The organism is Thermobacillus sp. ZCTH02-B1, from assembly GCF_002159085.1.
Taxonomy (GTDB): domain Bacteria; phylum Bacillota; class Bacilli; order Paenibacillales; family Paenibacillaceae; genus Thermobacillus.
Genome location: NZ_LZRU01000001.1, coordinates 78624 through 97367, shown reverse-complemented (window position 1 = coordinate 97367; position 18744 = coordinate 78624). Strand labels below are relative to the sequence as shown.

The 18744-nt window shown below is 62.9% G+C and carries 14 protein-coding genes; 11 read left to right on the top strand and 3 right to left on the bottom strand.

Features of this window, described 5'->3' with window-relative positions; genetic code table 11:
• The first annotated feature begins 27 nt into the window (after window positions 1-27).
• The 9 genes from A9Z00_RS00425 to A9Z00_RS00385 all read left to right on the top strand — a co-directional run bounded on the left by A9Z00_RS00425 (window position 28) and on the right by A9Z00_RS00385 (window position 14025).
• Window positions 28-2838 (top strand): beta-galactosidase, encoded by a 2811-nt coding sequence (locus tag A9Z00_RS00425; protein WP_296973192.1) that lies wholly within the window; start codon window positions 28-30, stop codon window positions 2836-2838.
• A 4-nt stretch (window positions 2839-2842) separates the two neighbouring features.
• Window positions 2843-4327: a glycoside hydrolase family 30 protein gene (locus tag A9Z00_RS00420; RefSeq protein WP_296973191.1), complete on the top strand. Its 1485-nt coding sequence runs from the start codon at window positions 2843-2845 to the stop codon at window positions 4325-4327.
• A 200-nt stretch (window positions 4328-4527) separates the two neighbouring features.
• Window positions 4528-5262: a hypothetical protein gene (locus tag A9Z00_RS00415; RefSeq protein ID WP_296973187.1), complete on the top strand. Its 735-nt coding sequence runs from the start codon at window positions 4528-4530 to the stop codon at window positions 5260-5262.
• A gap of 19 nt (window positions 5263-5281) precedes the next feature.
• A complete protein-coding gene (locus tag A9Z00_RS00410) occupies window positions 5282-5737 on the top strand; it encodes a hypothetical protein (protein WP_296973185.1) in 456 nt (151 codons plus the stop codon).
• A gap of 825 nt (window positions 5738-6562) precedes the next feature.
• The gene (locus A9Z00_RS00405; protein WP_296973182.1) at window positions 6563-8251 is read left to right on the top strand and encodes a type 2 periplasmic-binding domain-containing protein; all 1689 of its coding nucleotides are present in this window, start codon (window positions 6563-6565) and stop codon (window positions 8249-8251) included.
• 84 nt (window positions 8252-8335) lie between these two features.
• On the top strand, window positions 8336-9304 hold the full coding sequence (locus A9Z00_RS00400) for an ABC transporter permease (RefSeq protein WP_296973178.1): 969 nt from the start codon (window positions 8336-8338) through the stop codon (window positions 9302-9304).
• Between the two features lie 2 nt (window positions 9305-9306).
• A complete protein-coding gene (locus A9Z00_RS00395; RefSeq protein WP_296973175.1) occupies window positions 9307-10233 on the top strand; it encodes a carbohydrate ABC transporter permease in 927 nt (308 codons plus the stop codon).
• Between the two features lie 30 nt (window positions 10234-10263).
• The gene (locus tag A9Z00_RS00390; protein ID WP_296973170.1) at window positions 10264-11793 is read left to right on the top strand and encodes a carboxylesterase/lipase family protein; all 1530 of its coding nucleotides are present in this window, start codon (window positions 10264-10266) and stop codon (window positions 11791-11793) included.
• 24 nt (window positions 11794-11817) lie between these two features.
• A complete protein-coding gene (locus A9Z00_RS00385; RefSeq protein WP_296973167.1) occupies window positions 11818-14025 on the top strand; it encodes a glycoside hydrolase family protein in 2208 nt (735 codons plus the stop codon).
• Here the strand turns inward: A9Z00_RS00385 and A9Z00_RS00380 are convergent.
• Entirely contained in the window at window positions 13989-14789 is an 801-nt protein-coding gene (locus A9Z00_RS00380; RefSeq protein WP_296973165.1) for a helix-turn-helix transcriptional regulator, read from the bottom strand. The two genes, A9Z00_RS00385 and A9Z00_RS00380, sit on opposite strands and share 37 nt — an antisense overlap.
• A gap of 175 nt (window positions 14790-14964) precedes the next feature.
• Here A9Z00_RS00380 and A9Z00_RS00375 point away from each other — a divergent pair, with 175 nt between their 5' ends.
• A complete protein-coding gene (locus tag A9Z00_RS00375) occupies window positions 14965-15987 on the top strand; it encodes an alpha/beta hydrolase (protein ID WP_296973163.1) in 1023 nt (340 codons plus the stop codon).
• A gap of 127 nt (window positions 15988-16114) precedes the next feature.
• Window positions 16115-16579, top strand: coding sequence for an SRPBCC family protein (locus A9Z00_RS00370; protein ID WP_296973160.1), 465 nt, complete (start codon window positions 16115-16117; stop codon window positions 16577-16579).
• A gap of 175 nt (window positions 16580-16754) precedes the next feature.
• On the opposite strand, the gene A9Z00_RS00365 is transcribed toward A9Z00_RS00370, so the two are convergent.
• Together A9Z00_RS00365 and A9Z00_RS00360 are read right to left on the bottom strand one after the other, a co-directional pair.
• The gene (locus A9Z00_RS00365; protein ID WP_296973158.1) at window positions 16755-17714 is read right to left on the bottom strand and encodes an ABC transporter ATP-binding protein; all 960 of its coding nucleotides are present in this window, start codon (window positions 17712-17714) and stop codon (window positions 16755-16757) included.
• Complete coding sequence (locus A9Z00_RS00360) at window positions 17711-18727, bottom strand: ABC transporter ATP-binding protein (protein WP_296973156.1); 1017 nt, start codon at window positions 18725-18727, stop codon at window positions 17711-17713. Before A9Z00_RS00360 ends, A9Z00_RS00365 begins: the two co-directional genes overlap by 4 nt.
• Window positions 18728-18744: the final 17 nt, after the last annotated feature.

The following is an 18744-nucleotide window of genomic DNA, read 5'->3' as shown; positions in this document are numbered from 1 at the left end:
GCAACCCTGACAGAAAGGCGGCAGACAATGAACGGCATCCTGAAACGCCAGGTTGTGGAAGTCAACGAGCATGGCTGGTTCATCGAAGGCAAGGCGCGGGTCATCCTGTGCGCCTCGCTGTTCTATTTCCGGATTCCCCGGATGTTCTGGAAGGAACGGATGCAGCAGGTCAAGGACGCGGGTTATCAGGCGATCGACGTGTACTTTCCATGGAATTATCACGAGCCGGAATACGGGGTCTGGGATTTCGCGGGGGAAAAAGATGTGGTCGCGTTTCTGCAAACGGCCAGAGAGGTCGGGCTGTGGGTGATCGCGCGGCCGGGCCCCTACATCTGCTCGGAATGGGACGGGGGCGGGCTGCCGGCCTGGCTGATTGCCCGTGACGGGGTGCGGCTCCGGCAGAACGACCCCCGTTATTTGCGCGAGGTGGCGCGATGGTACGAACGAATCATGCCGATCCTGGGCACCCATGAATTGGGCCGGCAGGGAACGGTTATCGCCATCCAGCTGGAGAATGAGCTTGATTTCTTCGGCTGCGACGATCCGCACGGCTATATTTCCGCTTTGCGGGACATGGCGCTGAGCCACGGGATCACCGTGCCGCTCATCGCCTGCGCCGGCCAGGGGAATCTGTACCGGGCGACCGGACATGCGGATCGGGTCATGCCGACTTGCAACTTCTACCCGCATGATCGGGATCCCGAATTCGAGGAGAAAGTGCTGCATTATCACCGGCGCCTAGCGGAACTGGGCTATCCGCTGTCGGTGACGGAGACGAACCGGTCGCACTTTCTGCTGCGTCGTCTGCTGGCAGCGGGAAGCAAGCTGATCGGTCCCTATCTCCAGGTGTCCGGCACGAACTTCGGCTTCACCCATGCGGTCAACAACTGGGGCGATCCGCTGGCTTTCCTGACCACCGATTATGATTTTCACGGCATGATCGCCGCCACGGGAGAAATCCGTCCGGAATATGACGAGGGGCGGCTGCTCGCGCGGATCATCCGGACGTTCGGATTGGCCCTTGCGCTCGCGAAGCCCGTGCCCGGCGTTGTGCGGACGGAGACGTCGCTGCCGGAATGCGCCGGCATGCGCTATGCGCTGGAGCTGAAGGGAGGAGGCTGGTTGCTGTCCCTGCCGAATGTGGGGGAAGCCCCGGGGAAGGTCGTCTTGCGGGGCAGGCACGGCGCTTTTCCCGTCCGGACGGAGCTTGTGGTCGATCGGCATCAATGTCCGCTTCTTCCCTACGAGGTGCCGCTTGTGCACTGGGGACTGGGAGGCAGAATCGCGTATGCGACCGCCGAACTGTTCCATGCGGAGCGGACGGGCCGCCGGTGCACGCTCGTGTTTGCGGCGAACGGCGAGTCGGAGGTCTCCCTGCATCTGGAGGCCATCACCCGCTTCCGGGTCCAACATGCGGAAGCGATATCGCAGGATCGGAGATGTCTGATCGTCTCGAGAGCCGATCAGGCATCCGCAGACATTGAGCTTGAAGACGGGACCGTCTTGCGAATCGTGTTGCTGGAGAGATCGCGGGCGAAACGGTTCCGGGAACTTGACGGGCACGGAAATCCGGTATTTGACGGGGACGGGCGGACTTACGAGCGGACAAGCGCCGCGCCGGTGGATGCAGACTGGACCGTTGCGGCGTGGGAAACGGAAGCCGATGCGGCGCGCTTCGTACGGGACGTTCAACCCGGAGAACCGCTGGCGCTGGAGAAGGCGGGCGTCTTCCGCGGGTACGGCTGGTACGAGTGGAACGGGCAGGAGGATCTGCCGGCGGGTGAGGCGGTCGGCCTGCTGCTGCGGGGCGCTTCGGATGTGCTGAGCGTGTACGCGGACGGACGATATGAAGGCACGCATGTTCCGGGTGGGAGCAGCGTCCATGTTCCGCTGGCCGAACCGCTCGGGCGAAGGCTCGTGATCCGGGCCGAGATCTGGGGACACAGCAATTTCGATGATATGTTGTTACCGTCCCTCAGGCTGGCTTCGGTCAAGGGACTGAACGGCGTGATGGCGGTGCGGAAGGTGCATGATCTGTCCCGAAACATGCTGTTCCGGCCGTGCGGCCCCGTTTCCCCGGGCGGCGGATTCCCGCAGGAGGACGGCGACCTCGATGATTGCGCGGTCATCGGCTGGGGCGGCTGGATCAGCACGGACGGGATCGAGAGGGGACTGTACAGCAAGGCATTCGTTCCTCATGAAAAAGCTTCAAGCTGGGTGCTGCATTTTGACGGGTTGCAAGCGCGGTGCATCGTCTTCGTGAACGGGCAATGCGCGGGGGAAGTGAACTTGACGGATCCTTATGTCGACATCGGACCGTTCGTCCGTCCCGGCGAAGAAGCGTTGCTGTCGCTCTATCTGGAGCGGCAGTATCGCCGACCGGCCGGTACGGTGAAGCTTTACGAGGGCGTTCAGCTGACGGGTATCCGCATCCGCCATGCGGATGAACGCGAATTGCGGGAGCATGCGGAGATGTGCCTGTCCCGGGCCGTTCGGGCGGAATTTCCGCTGGCGTTTGCGCCGGGAACGCTGTCGTGGCTGCACGGCTCGTTCCCGGTCGCGGGCGGCGTGAAAAACGTCGTGATGCGGGTGAAGGGGCGCAACGCCAAGGTCACCGTTCTCCTGGACGGCCGGGTGGCGGGGAGGATCTGGCTGCCGGGCGCGCGCGTCCGGCCCCGGTTTGCCGGAGGATCCCAAGAATATGCGGTGCTCCCGATGGCGTCCGCGAACGGACGCGTAAGGCTGCACGTGTTGATCGAAGCGGTGGAGCTGGAAGAGGGCGCGATCATCGAGGATATCGCGTTTTCGACGGTGACCGCGCAGGAACGGGGGACATGAAGCCATGAACCGGAAACGCTTCGCATGGGCGGGGACGATCCTGGTCGCCTGTGGTCTGGCGGCGATTGCGGTATGGCGTAACATCGGCGAACTTGCGGAAAGGAACGAAAACGTGCTTGCATTCGATGCGGATGTCATTGTCGTGAAACCGGAAGAAGGCTATTCGGGCTTTGAAGGCTGGGGGACCTCTCTGGCGTGGTGGGGTCATGTCGTCGGCCAATGGGAGAACGAGGAAGCTTTCTCGGAATTGATGGATTTGATTTTCGATCCGCAGAAAGGGATCGGCCTGAACATCGTCCGGTACAACATCGGCGGCGGGGAGAACCCCGCCGTTCCGAACACCTTGCGGCCCGGAGCGGATGTGCCCGGATTCCAGCCGGAAGAAGGGCGCTGGGATTGGGAAGCGGACGCGGGCCAGCGCCGGGTGCTGCTGGAGTCGATCCGGAGGGGCGTCAACATCGCCGAGGCGTTCTCCAATTCGCCGCCCTATTGGATGACCGTCAGCGGTTCGGTGACGGGGGCGGACGACGGAGGCAACAATTTGCGGGACGAGTACCGCGGGGCTTTTGCGGATTATTTGACGGAAGTCGTCAAGTTATACGCGGAGCGGCACGGCGTCGTGTTCCGCACGCTGGCGCCGTTCAACGAACCGGTGTCCGACTGGTGGCGGCGCGGGAACAACCAGGAGGGCGCGCATTTCAGCGTCGATCTCCAGATGGACATCATCCGGCTGGTCGATGAAGCGTTGAAGGCCAAGGGTCTGAACGGCACCGCCATCAGCGCGGCGGACGCGCACAGCATCGACGAAACGCTGGAGATTCTGGAGCAATACGACGAGGCTACGCTGGGCCGGATCAGCCAAATCAACACGCATTCGTACAACGGGTCCAGGATGGCGGAACTGCGGGAGAAGGCGGCGGCGCTGGACCTCAAGCTCTGGATGTCGGAATACGGGGCCGGCGGTTCCGAGCCGCACAACCATCAGGACATGAGCAGCGTGCTTCAGCTTGCGGAACGGATCATGTTCGATCTGCGGCTCATGCAACCCGCCGCCTGGATTTACTGGCAGGCCGTCGAGGACGAGACCGCGCAGAACAACTGGGGCTGGATCCACGCGAATTTCGTGACCGGAGAAGCGCGCTATGACGTGACCAAGCAATATTATGCAATGGGACAGTTCAGCAAGTTCATCCGCCCAGGCAGCCGGATCATCCCAACGGGCGACGGACGTTCGGTGGCGGCCTATCACGAACGGGACGGAACGCTGGCCGTTGTGATCCGCAACGAACGATCGATTGCGGTGCAAGCGACGTATGACCTGACCGCTTTTTCGTATCCCGCCGTCCGGGCGGAGGTCTACGAAACGTCCGAGTCGAAAAACATGGAGCCGTCCGTGCTGGAACTTGCGTCCAACGGCTTCGCCATCGAGGTGCCGCCGAAATCGGTCATCACGGTGGTGATCCGGGATGTGAAGTGGAGGCGGGATTGATGTTCAATTCGGCATCGGCTTTTTCCACGATGTAAATTGGTTGAATCCGCGCCACCTTCCCGTTAAAGTAAAAAATGCAAGTACCCGGGAATTCCGTTCAAGCTGGCGTTTGGGGGTGGATACGGCATGGAAACGGTTGCCGTGTTCGCGCTGTCCCGGCGGCCGGCCTGCCGGTTGTTCCGGCGGGCGGGTGAATCGGGATGACGGGATGGGGGCGCCTTACGCCCGCTTCCGACGTGGAGCCGGCGCGGTGGCTGGAGACCGCCCTGGAGAAGCCGCGGGGACGCGGGGATCGCGCGATTTACGCGGCTTCCGTCATTCCGCGCGGGTACGAAGCTTACGCCCGCCTGTTCCATCCGGCCTGGCTGGCCGGCGAGGATCGGGACATCACCTGGGCCGAGGCGGCGGCGCTCGCCGGAACCCGGCCGCACGCCCGGATGCAATGGCACGCCATCGCCCGCGCGGGCGACGCCGAGGGGGGACCCGGCGGACTGGTGCCGCCGGAAGCGGGGCGGATGCCGGAATGGATGCTCAAGGCGCTGGCCGGTCTGCTCAAGCGCCATACGCGCACGCCGGAATTGTGCTATTTCGCGGTGTGGGAAGGCTGGGGCATTCCCGGACTGGCGGCGCTGTGCGGACGGGCGGCGCATTTCCGGCTGTGGAACCGCGGGTACTACCTGCTGCAGGGGGACATCGAAGACGCAGCGGAGCGGATCTCGCCGCCGTCGCCGCAGCACGCGAGCATCTGGTGGCCCGGAGACCGGGCCTGGTGCGTCGCGACGGGGGTCGACATGATGTGCACCTATGTCGGCGGATCGGAGTCGTGCATCGCGGAGGTGCTGGCGGACGGCCGGCTGGAGGCGTGGCGCGCGTCGCCGGACGACCGGGCCGACGTGAACGGCGATACGGTGAACGCGCCGGAGCGTTCATGCTGACCGGTGAGGGGGGAGCGGAATGCAAAGGGTTTGGCGTCTGATTTTGCGCGAGTTGAGGACCCAGGATTGGAGAATATGGCTCGTGCTGCCTCTGCCGCTCATCGTCTTCTTCGGACCGGTTGAAACCTTGCTGGGTGCGTTGCCGGGTGCGGGACCTTACGCGGCCGCAATCGTCCTGACGGCTTATTTCGTGATGCTGGCGAACAATCACCGCGAGCTTGTCCGCAAGCCGGATCGCGAACCGGAGGACCGGCCGTCCGCGGGGCATGAGGCGCTTGTGGCGAAATACGCGATGACGTTCATCTGGTTCATCCTGGCCGCGTTCGCTTGCAACGTCGTCGGAGCCGCGGTCGCCGCTTCCCATGCTCGCGCTGGGCCTGACCGTGTTCGCGCTGTCCTATTGGCCCGCGTATCTGGCGTCGAGACGGGGCGGCTGATCCTGTCCCCGCCGAGGTTTGCCGGATTTCCCAATTGACGTAATCGGGAAGCTGGAATCCCCGGAAATATCCGTCGTGCACGTCCGGCGGCTCCGGGAAACCGCGAATGGCGATCCGGCGGGCGTCGTCCCGCTGCGCTCTGCCGATGTACACGTTGACGGCTCCGCGCTGCCGTCGCGCGGGTCGAAATCGAAGCGCGCCATGACGTCGATGCGGAAGGAAGGCGATGAAATCCACGCGTAGCCGCCGTCGACCCGCCGGATCACTCCGACGGCGACCTCTTCCCCGGGCGTCCCCTGATTCCTCCCGTACAGCAGATACGTGTTTCCTTTCCACGTTTTCGCGTCCAGCACGTTCGCATCCCCGAGTTCCCGTTCCATGAGTTCTTCCTTCTTATCGAACACCGGATGGGAGGCTTCTTGTCCGGAACAAGCCGCCACGAAGGCGAGGCAGATCATGCCGGCCACGGACAGGAGCGATCGCAACGCGACCATCCCCTTGAAAACGGATCCGGAACCAATTACGGGATATACGCGAAAAATCAGAAAGGGCGGACGGCATGCGGCCGCCCCCGGAATCCGGGCGCCGGATGGCGTCCGTGATCTGCGAATTGATCAAAAAGGCATGAGGATAGGTCATTGTACCGCCCGGTCCGGGATCGTATACTGACAACAAAAAATAGATTGTAAACGCTGTCAAACCAAGTTTGATAGTATCAAACCAGGATGAGGATAGGTTTATTTTTTCGCGACGCACCACCGATTGCGGCAGGCGTTGAACCCGGGTTCCGTTTATGACGGACCGATCCTTCCGATCGGCCGTTGTAAAAATACATTCATTGGGACAAAGGGGTGTTCGAACGCATGTCGAGACTGGCAAAACCGATCCGCTTCGCGCTCGCCGTGCTGCTCGTGCTGCTCTCCGTCGCGGCCTGCGCGAAGAAGTCGGACAACGAACCGTCCGGCTCGTCGTCGCAAACGCCGTCTTCATCCTCGTCTTCTTCGGAGCAGACCGGCGGCTCGTCATCGGAGGAAGGCCCGGACGGATGGAAGCCGCAGAGCGACCTCTCGAAGAAGGTGAAGTTCACCTACACGTCGGTTCAGGCCATCGACGGGTACGATTACACGAACGGCGACCCGCTGGCCCAATATTATTCCTCGAAGTTCAACTATGAAATGGACGTCGCGGCGCTGAACTGGGACAACTGGAACGAGCGGCTCCGCATCTGGATCAACTCGGGCGACATGCCGGACGTCGCGGTGTACAACTACATTCACGCGGACGCGGCGGCCTTCGTCGAGCAGGGGCTGATCAAGCGGCTGCCCGACGACTGGAAGGAGCGCTGGCCGAACGTGGCGGCCGTCTATGAGCGGACGACGCTCGGGCCGCAGATGGAAAAGGTGTTCGGCGGCACGTATTTCCTCCCGCGCGCGCGATTCATGGACAACTTGCCCGGCGATCCGCTCCCGAACCACCCGTCCATCTTCATCCGGAAAGACTGGGCGGAGGCGGTCGGATTCCCGATCAAATCGGCCTACAAGACGTCGGAGATCATGGAATTCGCGCGGCTCGTCAAAGAGAAGGACCCCGGCGGCGTCGGCGACAAGCTGATCCCGATCGCCGAGAACACGAACCACGCCGTCGAGCTCTTCGTCGCGCGGAACAGCACGTACTGGAACACCTTCTACAAGGACAAGGACGGCAAGTACAAGTGGGGCGGCGCGTCCGAAGACACGCTGCGGGGCCTCAAGCTCTTCTCGGAAGCTTACCGCTCCGGACTGCTCGCGCCGGACTTCTACACGGTCAAGAACGAAGAACACGGCGCCTATTTCAACGTGCAGGGCATCGCGGGCGCGACGTTCTTCCAGGCGCCGACGTCGAACCTGCAAACCTACTACAACGATTTCAAAAACAACCTCGGCCTCGACCCGTACGAGAACATCATCCTGGCGACGGTGCTCGGCGAGGACGGCTACTACCATCAGGTTGACCTGATCAACTACTGGGGCACGATCATCTTCAGCCCGAACATCAAGGACGAAGTGTTCGAGCGCTACATGGACATTCTCGACTACAACGCGACGCGCGAAGGCTACATCATCACGAACATGGGCCTGAAGGACGTCGACTGGACGTACGACGAGAACGGCAACGTCGTCTCGCTTTTCGACGAGGAGAAGGAAGGACGTCCGCTGGCCGGCACCAACGGCAAATATCCGTCCTGGGGGTATCTCCTCGGAAGCATCATCCTGTTCGACGATTTCGCCTTCGACAACCCCAACACCGACGAGCGGCTGCGGGAGCTGTCGAAAAAGGTGTATCGCGAACGGACGGAGATCGCGACGCCGGAGACGTTCGCCCATATCGACTGGGATTATTACACCTACGATTCGCCGAGCAAGAGAAGGGCGGAGATCGACTACTACACCGAATACGCGAACCTCATCACGCAGCCGGGCGACATCGAGGAGAACTGGAGAAAATGGGTCGAATCGAAGATGCCGATCATCCAGCCCGTCCTTGACGAACTCAACGCGAAGTTCGGCAATTGATCGAAAATCGGGTTTCCGAAAACCTGGCGGTTCCGGGCAAATCGCGGCCGATTTGCCCGGACGCTTGCCATTGAGGGGTTTTCCATGGACAACAACGCTTTGATTCGCCGCATCATCCGGTCGAAGGAAACGTACATGCTGATTCTGCCCGGGGTCATCTGGTTCGTGATCTTCGCCTACATTCCGATGTACGGGCTTACGCTGGCGTTCAAGACGTACAAGGCCAATCTCGGGATCTTCGGAAGCCCGTGGGTCGGGCTGGAGAAATTCGAGTACGTCTTCCGGGATCCCGCCTTCATGGAATCGGTCTGGCGGACGCTGTGGATCAACCTGGGCCGGATCGTGTTCACGTTCCCGGTTCCAATCCTGCTGGCGCTCCTGCTCAACGAACTCAGGTTGCAATGGTACAAGAAGACGGTGCAGACGATCTTCACGTTTCCGTACTTCCTGTCCTGGATCATCGTGGCCAGCGTGCTGATCAACTTCCTGGACATGCAGGGCCTCGTGAACGGCGTCATCCGGCTGCTCGGCGGAGAACCGATCAACTTCCTCGGGAACACGACCCTGTTCCGTCCGCTGCTTTATTTGACGGACATCTGGAAGAACGCCGGATGGACGATGATCATCTATCTGGCGGCCATCACGAGCATCGACACGGAGCAGTACGAATCGGCGCAGCTTGACGGCGCGACGCGGCTGCAGACGATGTGGTACATCACGCTGCCCGGCATCATGAACACGGTCGTCGTCATGCTGATTCTGGCGGCGGGCAACATCATGACCGCCGGTTTCGACCAAATCTTCAACATCAGCAACGCTGCGACCGCGAAGGCGGGCGAAATTCTCGACATCTACATTTACCGGATCACCTTCCAGTCCGCGGCGGATTTCTCGTTCTCGACCGCCGTCAGCCTGTTCCGGTCGGTCATCAACTTCGTGCTGCTGCTTTTGGCCGACCGCATTTGCAAGATGCTCGGTTCGGAGGGGCTGTTCCCGCCGATCCGCAGAACCGCCCGTAAAGGCCGGGCGATATTGCGAGCGGGAGGAGCGTGAACATGGCGGAGGTCATCATGAATCCCGAACCGGCCCGGCGGACCGCCCGGCGCAAACGTTCGATCCAGGGCCGCATCGAGCTGCTCGACATCGTCCTGATCGTCATCCTGGCCGTCTTGGCATTGCTCATCATCATCCCGTTCCTCAACGTCCTCGCGATCTCGTTCGTGACCCAGCAGGAGTATCTGAAAACGTCGATCCTGCTCTTCCCGAAGGAGATCACGCTGGAGAACTACAAGGCGATGTTCGAAGACGGACGGATCTGGACGGGCTATCGCACGACCGCAATCCTGCTCGCCATCGGCGTGCCGATCAACATGTTCCTGACGACCAGCATGGCGTACGGGCTGAGCCGGCCCGACTATCCGTTCAAGCGGTTCTTCATCTTCTTCGTCGTCGTCACGATGATGTTCAACGGCGGCATCATCCCGATGTACCTGCTGATGAAGCAACTGCATCTGATCAACTCGCTCTGGTCGGTCGTGCTGGCGTACGGCATCAACGCCTTCTACCTGATCATCATGATGAATTATTTCTCGAACCTGCCGATCGCCCTGGCGGAATCGGCGAAGCTGGACGGCGCGGGCGAATGGACGATCCTGTTCCGGATCATCCTGCCGCTGTCCATGCCGATCATGGCGACGATGACGCTGTTCTACGCGGTGGACCGGTGGAACGAGTGGTTCAACGCGATGATTTTCATCCGCAAGGGCAATCTTGTCGTGCTGCAGCTGGCGCTCCGGTCGATCGTCATCGATTCCCAGATCAGCCAGCAGCTCAACATATCGAATATCCAGACGGACAAACAATTCACGGAAGGCATGAAAATGGCCGCCGTCATCGTCTCGATGCTCCCGATCATGTGCGTGTTCCCGCTGCTTCAGCGGCACTTCGTCAAGGGCATGCTGATCGGGGCCATCAAGGCGTGACGGACGCTTGGGAGAGGAGAGAAGAAACATATGGTCGCACTGAGAACCGCCCGCACGGAGAACGGACTTGTTCAGGGGCTTCCCGCCGCGGATCCCCGCATCACGAGTTTCAAGGGCATTCCGTATGCCGCGCCGCCCGTGGGCGAGAACCGCTGGCGCGCGCCGCAGCCCGCGAGGAACTGGGACGGCGTGCTGAAGGCATACGAATTCTCGCCGATCCCGCTGCAGGTCCGGCAGCCGCTCGACGACAACAACATCTACACGCGGGAATGGCACGTCGATCCGGACATCGCGATGAGCGAGGACTGCCTGTACCTGAACATCTGGACGCCGGCGGAGAGCGCGGACGAGCGTCTGCCGGTGTTCGTCTGGTTTTTCGGAGGCGGGCTGCAGGTCGGTCACGCGTCGGAGATGGAATTCGACGGCGAGCGGATTGCCCGCAGGGGCATCGTCGTCGTCACGATCAACTACCGGCTGAACGTGTTCGGCTTCCTTTGCCATCCGGAGATTACCGCGGAAGCGCCGGATGCTCCCGCGAATTTCGGTCACCTCGACCAGCAGTTCGCCCTGAAATGGGTGAAGCGCAACATCGCGGCGTTCGGCGGCGATCCGGACAACATCACGATCGGCGGCCAGTCCGCGGGCGGCGGGAGCGTCCTCGCCCAGCTCGCCTCGCCGCAGAGTGACGGCCTGTTCCGGCGGGCGGTCATCATGAGCGGCGTCTACGCGCCGGTCTATCCGGGCGAATGGGGACCGCGCGTCACGCAATCGCTCGAGGAGGCCGAACGGGAAGGCGTCAAGTTCTTCGAATATCTCGGCGTTTCCTCGCTGGCGGAAGCCCGCAGGCTCGATGCGGTCTATATCCGCGACAAAATGGTGGAGTACAACCGGTTCTGGGGCGCCGTCATCGACGGCAAGTTCTGCGTCGGCCACCCGTTCGAACGGCTGATCCGGAACGAATGTCCGGACGTGCCGATTCTGTGGGGGAACACGAGCGACGAATTCAAGAGTTCGCCGAAGGCCGGCTCGATGGAAGAGCTCCGGAGTCTGGCCGCGGACCTGTTCGGCCCGGACGCGGACCGATTCCTTGAGCTGTGCCGGGCGGATGCGGGCGATCTGGAGCAGACGCTGAAGAACGCGGCGGTCAGCACGATCGAATACGCGATCCGCGTCGCTTCGCGGGCAAGCGCCGCGGGCGGAAAGCGCGCGCCGCTGTACTATTACGTGTTCGACGCGGAGATTCCGGGCTGGGACAATCCCGGGGCGTTCCATTCGGTCGATCTCTGGTTCTTCTTCGAGACGCTGGCGAAGTGCTGGCGGCCGTTCGTCGGCAAGCATTACGATCTCGCGCGCCAGATGTGCAACTACCTGGCGAATTTCATCTGTTCCGGGGATCCGAACGGCACCGATTCCACGGGCGAGGCGCTGCCGCGATGGGAGCCCTACACGGAGGAGGCGCCGTACGCGATGGTGTTCGGGGACCAGTCCGAATTCGTCCGGGAGCAGCCGGGCGAGCTGGTTCGTTTCCTCGTGGATCAATATTTCAAGCGCCGGGCTTGACCGGCGCAACCGGAGGGACGCGTCGTGCGGCTCGAAAACGGCGGGTATGTCCTGGCGTTCATGAACGGCGGCATCGAGGTCCGTCGGGACGGCAAGCTGCTCTATTTCAACCGGCGGCCGATGTTCGTGACGGTGAAAACCGCCTTCGCGGTCAACGAGTTCTACGATCGGCCGTATGACGAGGTCGCGGCCGGGGACGGACGGATCATCGCCCGCGGCCTTCTTGCCGTGCCCACCGGGTCGGCGTTCGCGTTCACGGATACCTACGAGACGGCCGGCACCGGATTCAAGGTGAGCCGGCACGTGAAAGTGGTGCGGGCGGCGGACGATCTGGGGTTCTCCACCAAAATCTCGTTCACGATGGCGGCGTCGGAAGATCCCCGGGATTACTGGTGCTTCGCGCCGGGCGTCTGGTACAAGCAGAACGAGTTCGCGCCCGACACCGCCATCGGCAAGGACTTGAGCTGCGAATATTTCTGGCGGATGGAGACGTGCTATGCGCTGCCGCTGTTCGCCATGATGCACATCCGGTCGGGAGAGACGGCGGCGCTGTCCCGCTGGGCGGCCGACGTGACGATGCCGTCCACGGACATCCTCCGCGCGGAGAACCACACGGATCCGAAGTGCACGACCGGCGCGATCGGCATGAGCCGGCCGGAAAGCCGGACGTTGAACTACATGTATTACGGGTTTGCCGTGCGCAAGCCGCTTGAGACGAAGGTGGACGGCCTGTCGATCGATTATGTGTACCCCGGCTGCGACGGGGAGCTGCCTTCGCAGAACCGGTTCCTCGGACTGGATTACCGCGGAAGGGTGAAATCGTTCCGGCGGGTCAACCATCCGGTGGAGGAAGGATTCGAGCAGCGCTACGCCGTGGGCGTCCGGTTCGGCCGCTACGATGACTTTTATCGGATGATGCGGGACAATTGGCGGGTCGTGTACGAGCGGCTGCGCGACCGGCTGTTCGAGGTGGACAACGAGCGCCACTTTCACAACTGCATGAAGGTGCTGGCCCGGTATACCCGGAAATACGGGGACGCCTACGGCCTGCCCTTCGCCGCCCAGCTTCCGCACATGGACATTTCGACGGTGTCGTTCCAGTTCGGATTCGTCGGACAGCAGCCGGGAATCGGCTATCTGCTGCTGCGCTACGGCGACATGGTGAACGACCCGGAAATCCGGAAAAAGGGGATCGGCATCCTCGATTTCTGGACGCGGACCGCGATGACCGAATCCGGCCTGCCGCACATGTGCTACAACCCGAATATCCGGGGATTCGAGCCGTATCCGCACTATGTGCGGATGCTGGCCGACGGGATCGAGGCGATTCTGGACGCCTTCCTCTACCTGCTGGAGCGGGGCGAGGAGCGGCGGGACTGGCTGGCATTTTGCCGGAAGGCGGCCGATTGGCTCACGGCGGCGCAGAACGGGGACGGCAGCTTCTACCGCGCGTACAACACCGACGGATCGGTGCGCATGGACTCGAAGGCGAACACGCCGAGCGTCATCCGCTTTCTGGTGCGGTTCCATCTCGTGACGGGAGAGGAGAAGTACAGGACCGCGGCGCTTCGGGCCGGCGAGTGGGCTTACGAGCACAATTACCGGAACCTGGAATACCGGGGCGGCACCTGCGACAATCTCGACATCATGGACAAGGAGGCCGGAATCTACGCGCTGTTCGGGTTTCTCGCGCTGTACGACCTGACCGGCGAAAAGCGGTGGCTCGAGGCGGCGGCCGGCGCCGCCGACTATACCGAGACGTGGGTCTATGCCTGGTCGTTCCCGGTCCGCACGCCCTGGCCGAAGCATCCGTTCAACCGCCATTCCATCAGCGGCCAGAGCATCATCACGATCGGCGGCGGCGCCGACGTCTACATGGCCGCGTGCTCGTACACCTACTACCGGCTGTATCTCCTGACCGGCGACGCGCATTATCGGGATGTGGCCGAATTCCTCCACAAGAACACGCGGCAGTCCACCGACGTCGACGGCAGCATCGGCTACGCGATGCCCGGCATCGGCCACGAGAGCGGCAACTTTGCGAGCCAGACGCTGCAGAGCCATTATCACTGGCTGCCCTGGTGCACGTTCGTCCAGGCCGAGCCGATCCTCAGGCTGCACGACGCGTTCGGCGTCTGGGAGATCGCGGACGCCGAGAAGCTTCCCCCGGAGGAGCGGATGAGGCGCAACCGGGATCACGCGTTCCCGATCCGGGACGCGGGTTCCGGCTGACCGTCTCTCCGCTTCCGGTATTCCCGCGGCGTCATCCCGGTCAATTGCTTGAACTGCCGGCTGAAGTGCTCCACGTTGCGGTAGCCGCACCGGTAAGCGATTTCCGCGACGTTCAGGGAGCTGTACGACAGGTATTCCTTCGCCAGCCGGATCCGGTTCCGGATGACGTCGTCCATGCAGGAGATCCCGAACGTCTTCTTGTAAATCGTCTGCAGATAGCCCGGGCTGACCTTGAGGAGATCCGCCATCCGGGCGATCGTCCACCGGTCGTCCGGATGGTTCTGGATCGCGACGCGCAGCCGGAGCAGGTTGTAGTGCTGCGGCGTGACGCCGGTATGGAGGCAGGATTCCAGGAGTTTGTTGAACAGCGTCTGAAACAGGCAACGGATGGACGATTCCTTGCAGGGCCGGTCGAAGTGGTGCTCGATGGCGATGAGTTCGAACAGCCTGTGGCAATAATCGGGATCCTCCAGGGGGAACGGCACGCCGCACGGGATCGGGGTTTCCGTCACGAAGGGCTCGTCCGTGTCGAAGCGGATCCAGTTGTTCACGAACAGGTCTCCGGCGGCCCGGTAATACACCTTTTGTCCGGGGCGGAAGAGAACGGCGCTGAAGGGCGGATATTCCTGGAGCTCGCCTTCGACCCAGAACCGGGCCGGCGTCTTCGTGAAGACCAGAAGCCATTGGTTGCCTTCGGGCACGTCGGTGACGAAATGGCGGCCGTCGTGCGCCATGTCGCAATGCGCGTAATAGACGCGGATCATCCGGCTCCCCTCCCGGAGAACGTCATGCTGGTTGATATCAGCGTACCGGAACGGATCGGGGCGGGTCAATACGGAAGCGTCGGCGCGGGATCCGGCGCACGGCGCGCGGCCGACGGAGCGGGCGGATGGCTCCGGGCGGCGGGTGTCTTTTTCCATCAGGAAGGAGGGAAGGAAGATGACGGCTGCCATGACCGGAGGGCTTCCCGAGGTCGTCCTGAAGCCGGCGGCGAAGGAGCGGCAGGGCACGCTGGTCGAGGCGGCCTATCCGGTGCGCCACTACATCAACGAACGGCGGCAGCTCGTGGCGCTCCGGCGGATCGACGCGGCGGAAGCGGGAAGGGAGACGGTGCGGGGAGAGGCGATCGAGAAGAAATGCAACGTCTATCTTCCCGCCGGTTACGACCGCAATCCCAAAATGCGATACAATGTGCTGTACCTGCTGCACGGCGTGGGCGGCGACGAATGGGAATGGCTGCGGGGCGGCGGCGAGTCGGACGGGCGTCCGGTCGTGCTCAATCTGCTCGATCATCTGATCGCATCGGGCGAGATCGAGCCGCTGATCGCCGTGTTTCCGAACGGCCGCAGCGCCCGGGACTTTGCCGACCGCTCGTTCAACTTCGAGGGAACGAACCTGCTCGGGTTCTATTATTTCGACTATGAGCTGCGGCATGATCTCGTGCCGTTCATCGAATCGAACTTCCGCACGTACGCGGACTTTGCCGACACGTCGGCGGCGGGCGTCTCGGCGAGCCGGAGGCACCGGGCGATCGCCGGCCTGTCCATGGGCGGCATGCAGGTGCTGAATCTGGTGGTCGGCGGTTACCGGTGCGATTCGGTGAAGTACACGGAGAACCGGCATCATCGGGAGAACGGTTTGGACGTGACGGTGCGCGCGCCGGGCATGACCGATCTGTTCGCCTACGCCGGCGCCTTCTCGTGCGCGCCGACATCGGGAGAGGGCCGCGTGCTGGGCGAAAGCCTGTTCGCCGCGGCGCACCGGCTGGACCTGCTGTACATGGCCTGCGGCGACGGGGACGCGATCTCCTGGCCGGTGCATCTGCGGGCGATCGAAGGACTCCGGGAGGCCGCCGGTGACAAGCTCGGCGAGCTGCGCACGGTGACGGTCCCCGGCGGCGGCCACGATTTCGGGGTGTGGATGCGCGGATTGTACGATTTCCTCCGGCTGGCCTTCCGTTGACGGCCGCCCGGGAATGTTCTATAATAAACTTCCAACATTTGGTGTCCGTTCGTTCCGCCGCGGCCCGGTTTCCGGAAATGCGACGGGCTGGACGGGATGCCGGAATCGCGGCGGAAGGAGAATGGATATGGCGCATGTCGTGGATTTCGATCAGGTGTCCGCGGCCGGGCTGGAGTCGTCGCCCGTCAAGGAGGCGCTGGCCGGGCTGCGCGCGAACGAGGCGCGGTATTTCTGGAACAAGTACAAGCATCGGTTCACGGTCGTGCCTGCGGAGGAGAGCGGGGACGTGCTGGACTACGTGAACCGGATCCTGAAGGAGGAGCGCGGCATCGAGATCGCGGCCAGACCCCTCGAGACGTCGCAGTTCCAGGTGGAGAACATCCGGTGGACCTACGTGTTCTACGAAAACGGGCTGTCGGTCAACGTGATGTACACGCTCGACGATCCGAAGAAGCGGGCCGTCGGGTTCAAGCTGTCCGAGGGGATGGAGGTGCCGGAGGAGCTGAGCCGGTTCAAGTTCGCCCGGCAGCGCTCGAAGCTGGCCGGCACGATCCGCGGTTCGTTCTTCGTGATCAAGGGAGAATATGCATGAAGCGGCGGCGACCGCGACGCGCGGCACAATCATGATTTGGGCACCATCATGATTTATGGAAAGCGGGACGCTGGCTTGGGGTACGTGTTCTCCGTACCCAGCCAGCGTCTTCTGTTTGCCGCCGTTGTTCGGTTGCCGGTTCGCGAATCCGTCGTTCGCCGGGAAGGGGCTTGATTCAGTCGTGCAGATGGCACGCGGCCCAATGCCCCGGCCGCACTTCGCGGAACGCGGGCGCTTCCCGCGCGCACCGCTCCATCGCGAGCGGACAGCGCGTCCGGAACGGACAGCCGCTCGGGGGATGGACGGGATTGGGCAGTTCCCCCTGCAGGAGGATCCGTTCTTTCCGCGCTTCGGCGTCGGGGTCCGGAATCGGAATGGCGGAGAGCAGCGCCCGGGTGTAGGGATGCTGCGGATCGCCGTACAGATCCTCGCTGCGCGCCAGTTCCACGATCCTGCCCAGATACATGACGGCGATGCGGTCGCTGACGTATTTGACCATCGCCAGATCATGGGCGATGAACAGGTAGGTCAGGCCCATCTTGCGCTGCAGATCGATCAGCAGGTTCACGATCTGCGCCTGGATGGACACGTCGAGCGCGGAGATCGGCTCGTCGCAGACGATGAATTCCGGCTCGACGGCGAGCGCCCGGACGATCCCGATCCGCTGACGCTGGCCGCCCGAGAACTCATGGGGATACCGCGAAGCGTGTTCGGCGCCGAGGCTGACGAGCTCCAGCAGCTCCCCCACCCTGCGCGCCCGCTCGGCCCGGCTTGCCGCCAGCCCGTGAATGTCCAGGGCCTCGCCGATGATGTCCGACACGGTCATCCGCGGATTCAGCGACGCGTACGGATCCTGGAAAATCATCTGCATTCTGCGGCGGAACGCCTTCAGCGCGGAACGCTTGAGGCCCGCGATATCCGTGCCGCCGATCGTAATCCGCCCGGACGTCGGCTCATACAGGCGGATGACCGTGCGGCCGGCGGTCGTCTTGCCGCAGCCGGATTCGCCGACCAGCCCCAGCGTCTCGCCCCTCCGGATGGTGAAATCGATCCCGTCCACCGCCTTGAGCACCTGCCGCCTCCCGGCGGGGAAATATTTTCTCAAGTCGCGGACCTCGACAAACGGCTCGCTCACGGGCGTTCCTCCTCACCGCCGGCGACCGCCGCCACCCCGGCTCCGGCGGCCTGCAGCCAGCATCGCACGCGCTGCGTTTCGCCGACGACGGTCCAGTCCGGGTCCTCCAGCTCGCAGATGCGCATGGCCTTGTCGCACCGGCTGCGGAAGGCGCAGCCCGGCGGCAGCATCATGTCGGGCGGCGTGCCGTAAATCGGGACGAGCGGTTCGTTTTTCGGCTGATCGAGCCGCGGCAGCGATTTCAGCAATCCCCTGGTATAGGGATGCTGCGGATTCCTGAAAATGTCCCGTTTGTCGCCTGCCTCCACGATCCGGCCGGCGTACATCACGAACACGCGGTCGCACAGATCGGCCACGATCCCGAGGTCGTGCGTGATCAGGATGATCGACGTGTTCGTCGTCCGCTGGAGTTCCTTCATGAACTGCAGCACCTGCGCCTGGATCGTCACGTCCAGCGCCGTCGTCGGCTCGTCGGCGATGATGAGCGACGGATTGCAGGCGAGCGCGATCGCGATGACCACCCGCTGCCGCATGCCGCCGGACAACTGATGCGGATATTGCCGGATGCGCGCCTCCGGGTTGGAAATCCCGACCAGCTCGAGGAGTTCGATGGCCCGCTCCTTCGCCGCGGACCGTTTCATCCGCCGGTGCAGGATCAGGCTTTCCATGATCTGCATGCCGATCGGCATCGTCGGGTTCAGCGCGGACATCGGATCCTGGAAAATCATGCCGATCCGGTTGCCGCGCACGCGCTGCATCTCTTTCTCGGAGAGCCGGAGCAAATCCCTTCCCTCGAACAGGACGGAACCGCTCTTGAATCGGCCCGGCGGCGTCGGAATCAGCCGCATGATCGCCTGTGCGGTAACGCTCTTGCCGGAGCCGGACTCGCCGACGATCGCGACCGCTTCCCCCTCGCGCACCTCGAAGCTGACGCCCCGCACCGCCTCGACTTCGCCGCCGTATACATCAAACGACACGCGCAAATCGCGCACTTCCAGTAACGTATCCGTCACGGCGCACCACCTGCCCT

Excerpts from the sequence above, each read along its gene's own strand:
- A9Z00_RS00425 (WP_296973192.1), top strand. The coding sequence starts at position 28 with ATGAACGGCATCCTGAAACGCCAGGTTGTGGAAGTCAACGAGCATGGC.
- A9Z00_RS00420 (WP_296973191.1), top strand. The coding sequence starts at position 2,843 with ATGAACCGGAAACGCTTCGCATGGGCGGGGACGATCCTGGTCGCCTGT.
- A9Z00_RS00415 (WP_296973187.1), top strand. The coding sequence starts at position 4,528 with ATGACGGGATGGGGGCGCCTTACGCCCGCTTCCGACGTGGAGCCGGCG.
- A9Z00_RS00410 (WP_296973185.1), top strand. The coding sequence starts at position 5,282 with ATGCAAAGGGTTTGGCGTCTGATTTTGCGCGAGTTGAGGACCCAGGAT.
- A9Z00_RS00405 (WP_296973182.1), top strand. The coding sequence starts at position 6,563 with ATGTCGAGACTGGCAAAACCGATCCGCTTCGCGCTCGCCGTGCTGCTC.
- A9Z00_RS00400 (WP_296973178.1), top strand. The coding sequence starts at position 8,336 with ATGGACAACAACGCTTTGATTCGCCGCATCATCCGGTCGAAGGAAACG.
- A9Z00_RS00395 (WP_296973175.1), top strand. The coding sequence starts at position 9,307 with ATGGCGGAGGTCATCATGAATCCCGAACCGGCCCGGCGGACCGCCCGG.
- A9Z00_RS00390 (WP_296973170.1), top strand. The coding sequence starts at position 10,264 with ATGGTCGCACTGAGAACCGCCCGCACGGAGAACGGACTTGTTCAGGGG.
- A9Z00_RS00380 (WP_296973165.1), bottom strand. The coding sequence starts at position 14,789 with ATGATCCGCGTCTATTACGCGCATTGCGACATGGCGCACGACGGCCGC.
- A9Z00_RS00375 (WP_296973163.1), top strand. The coding sequence starts at position 14,965 with ATGACGGCTGCCATGACCGGAGGGCTTCCCGAGGTCGTCCTGAAGCCG.
- A9Z00_RS00370 (WP_296973160.1), top strand. The coding sequence starts at position 16,115 with ATGGCGCATGTCGTGGATTTCGATCAGGTGTCCGCGGCCGGGCTGGAG.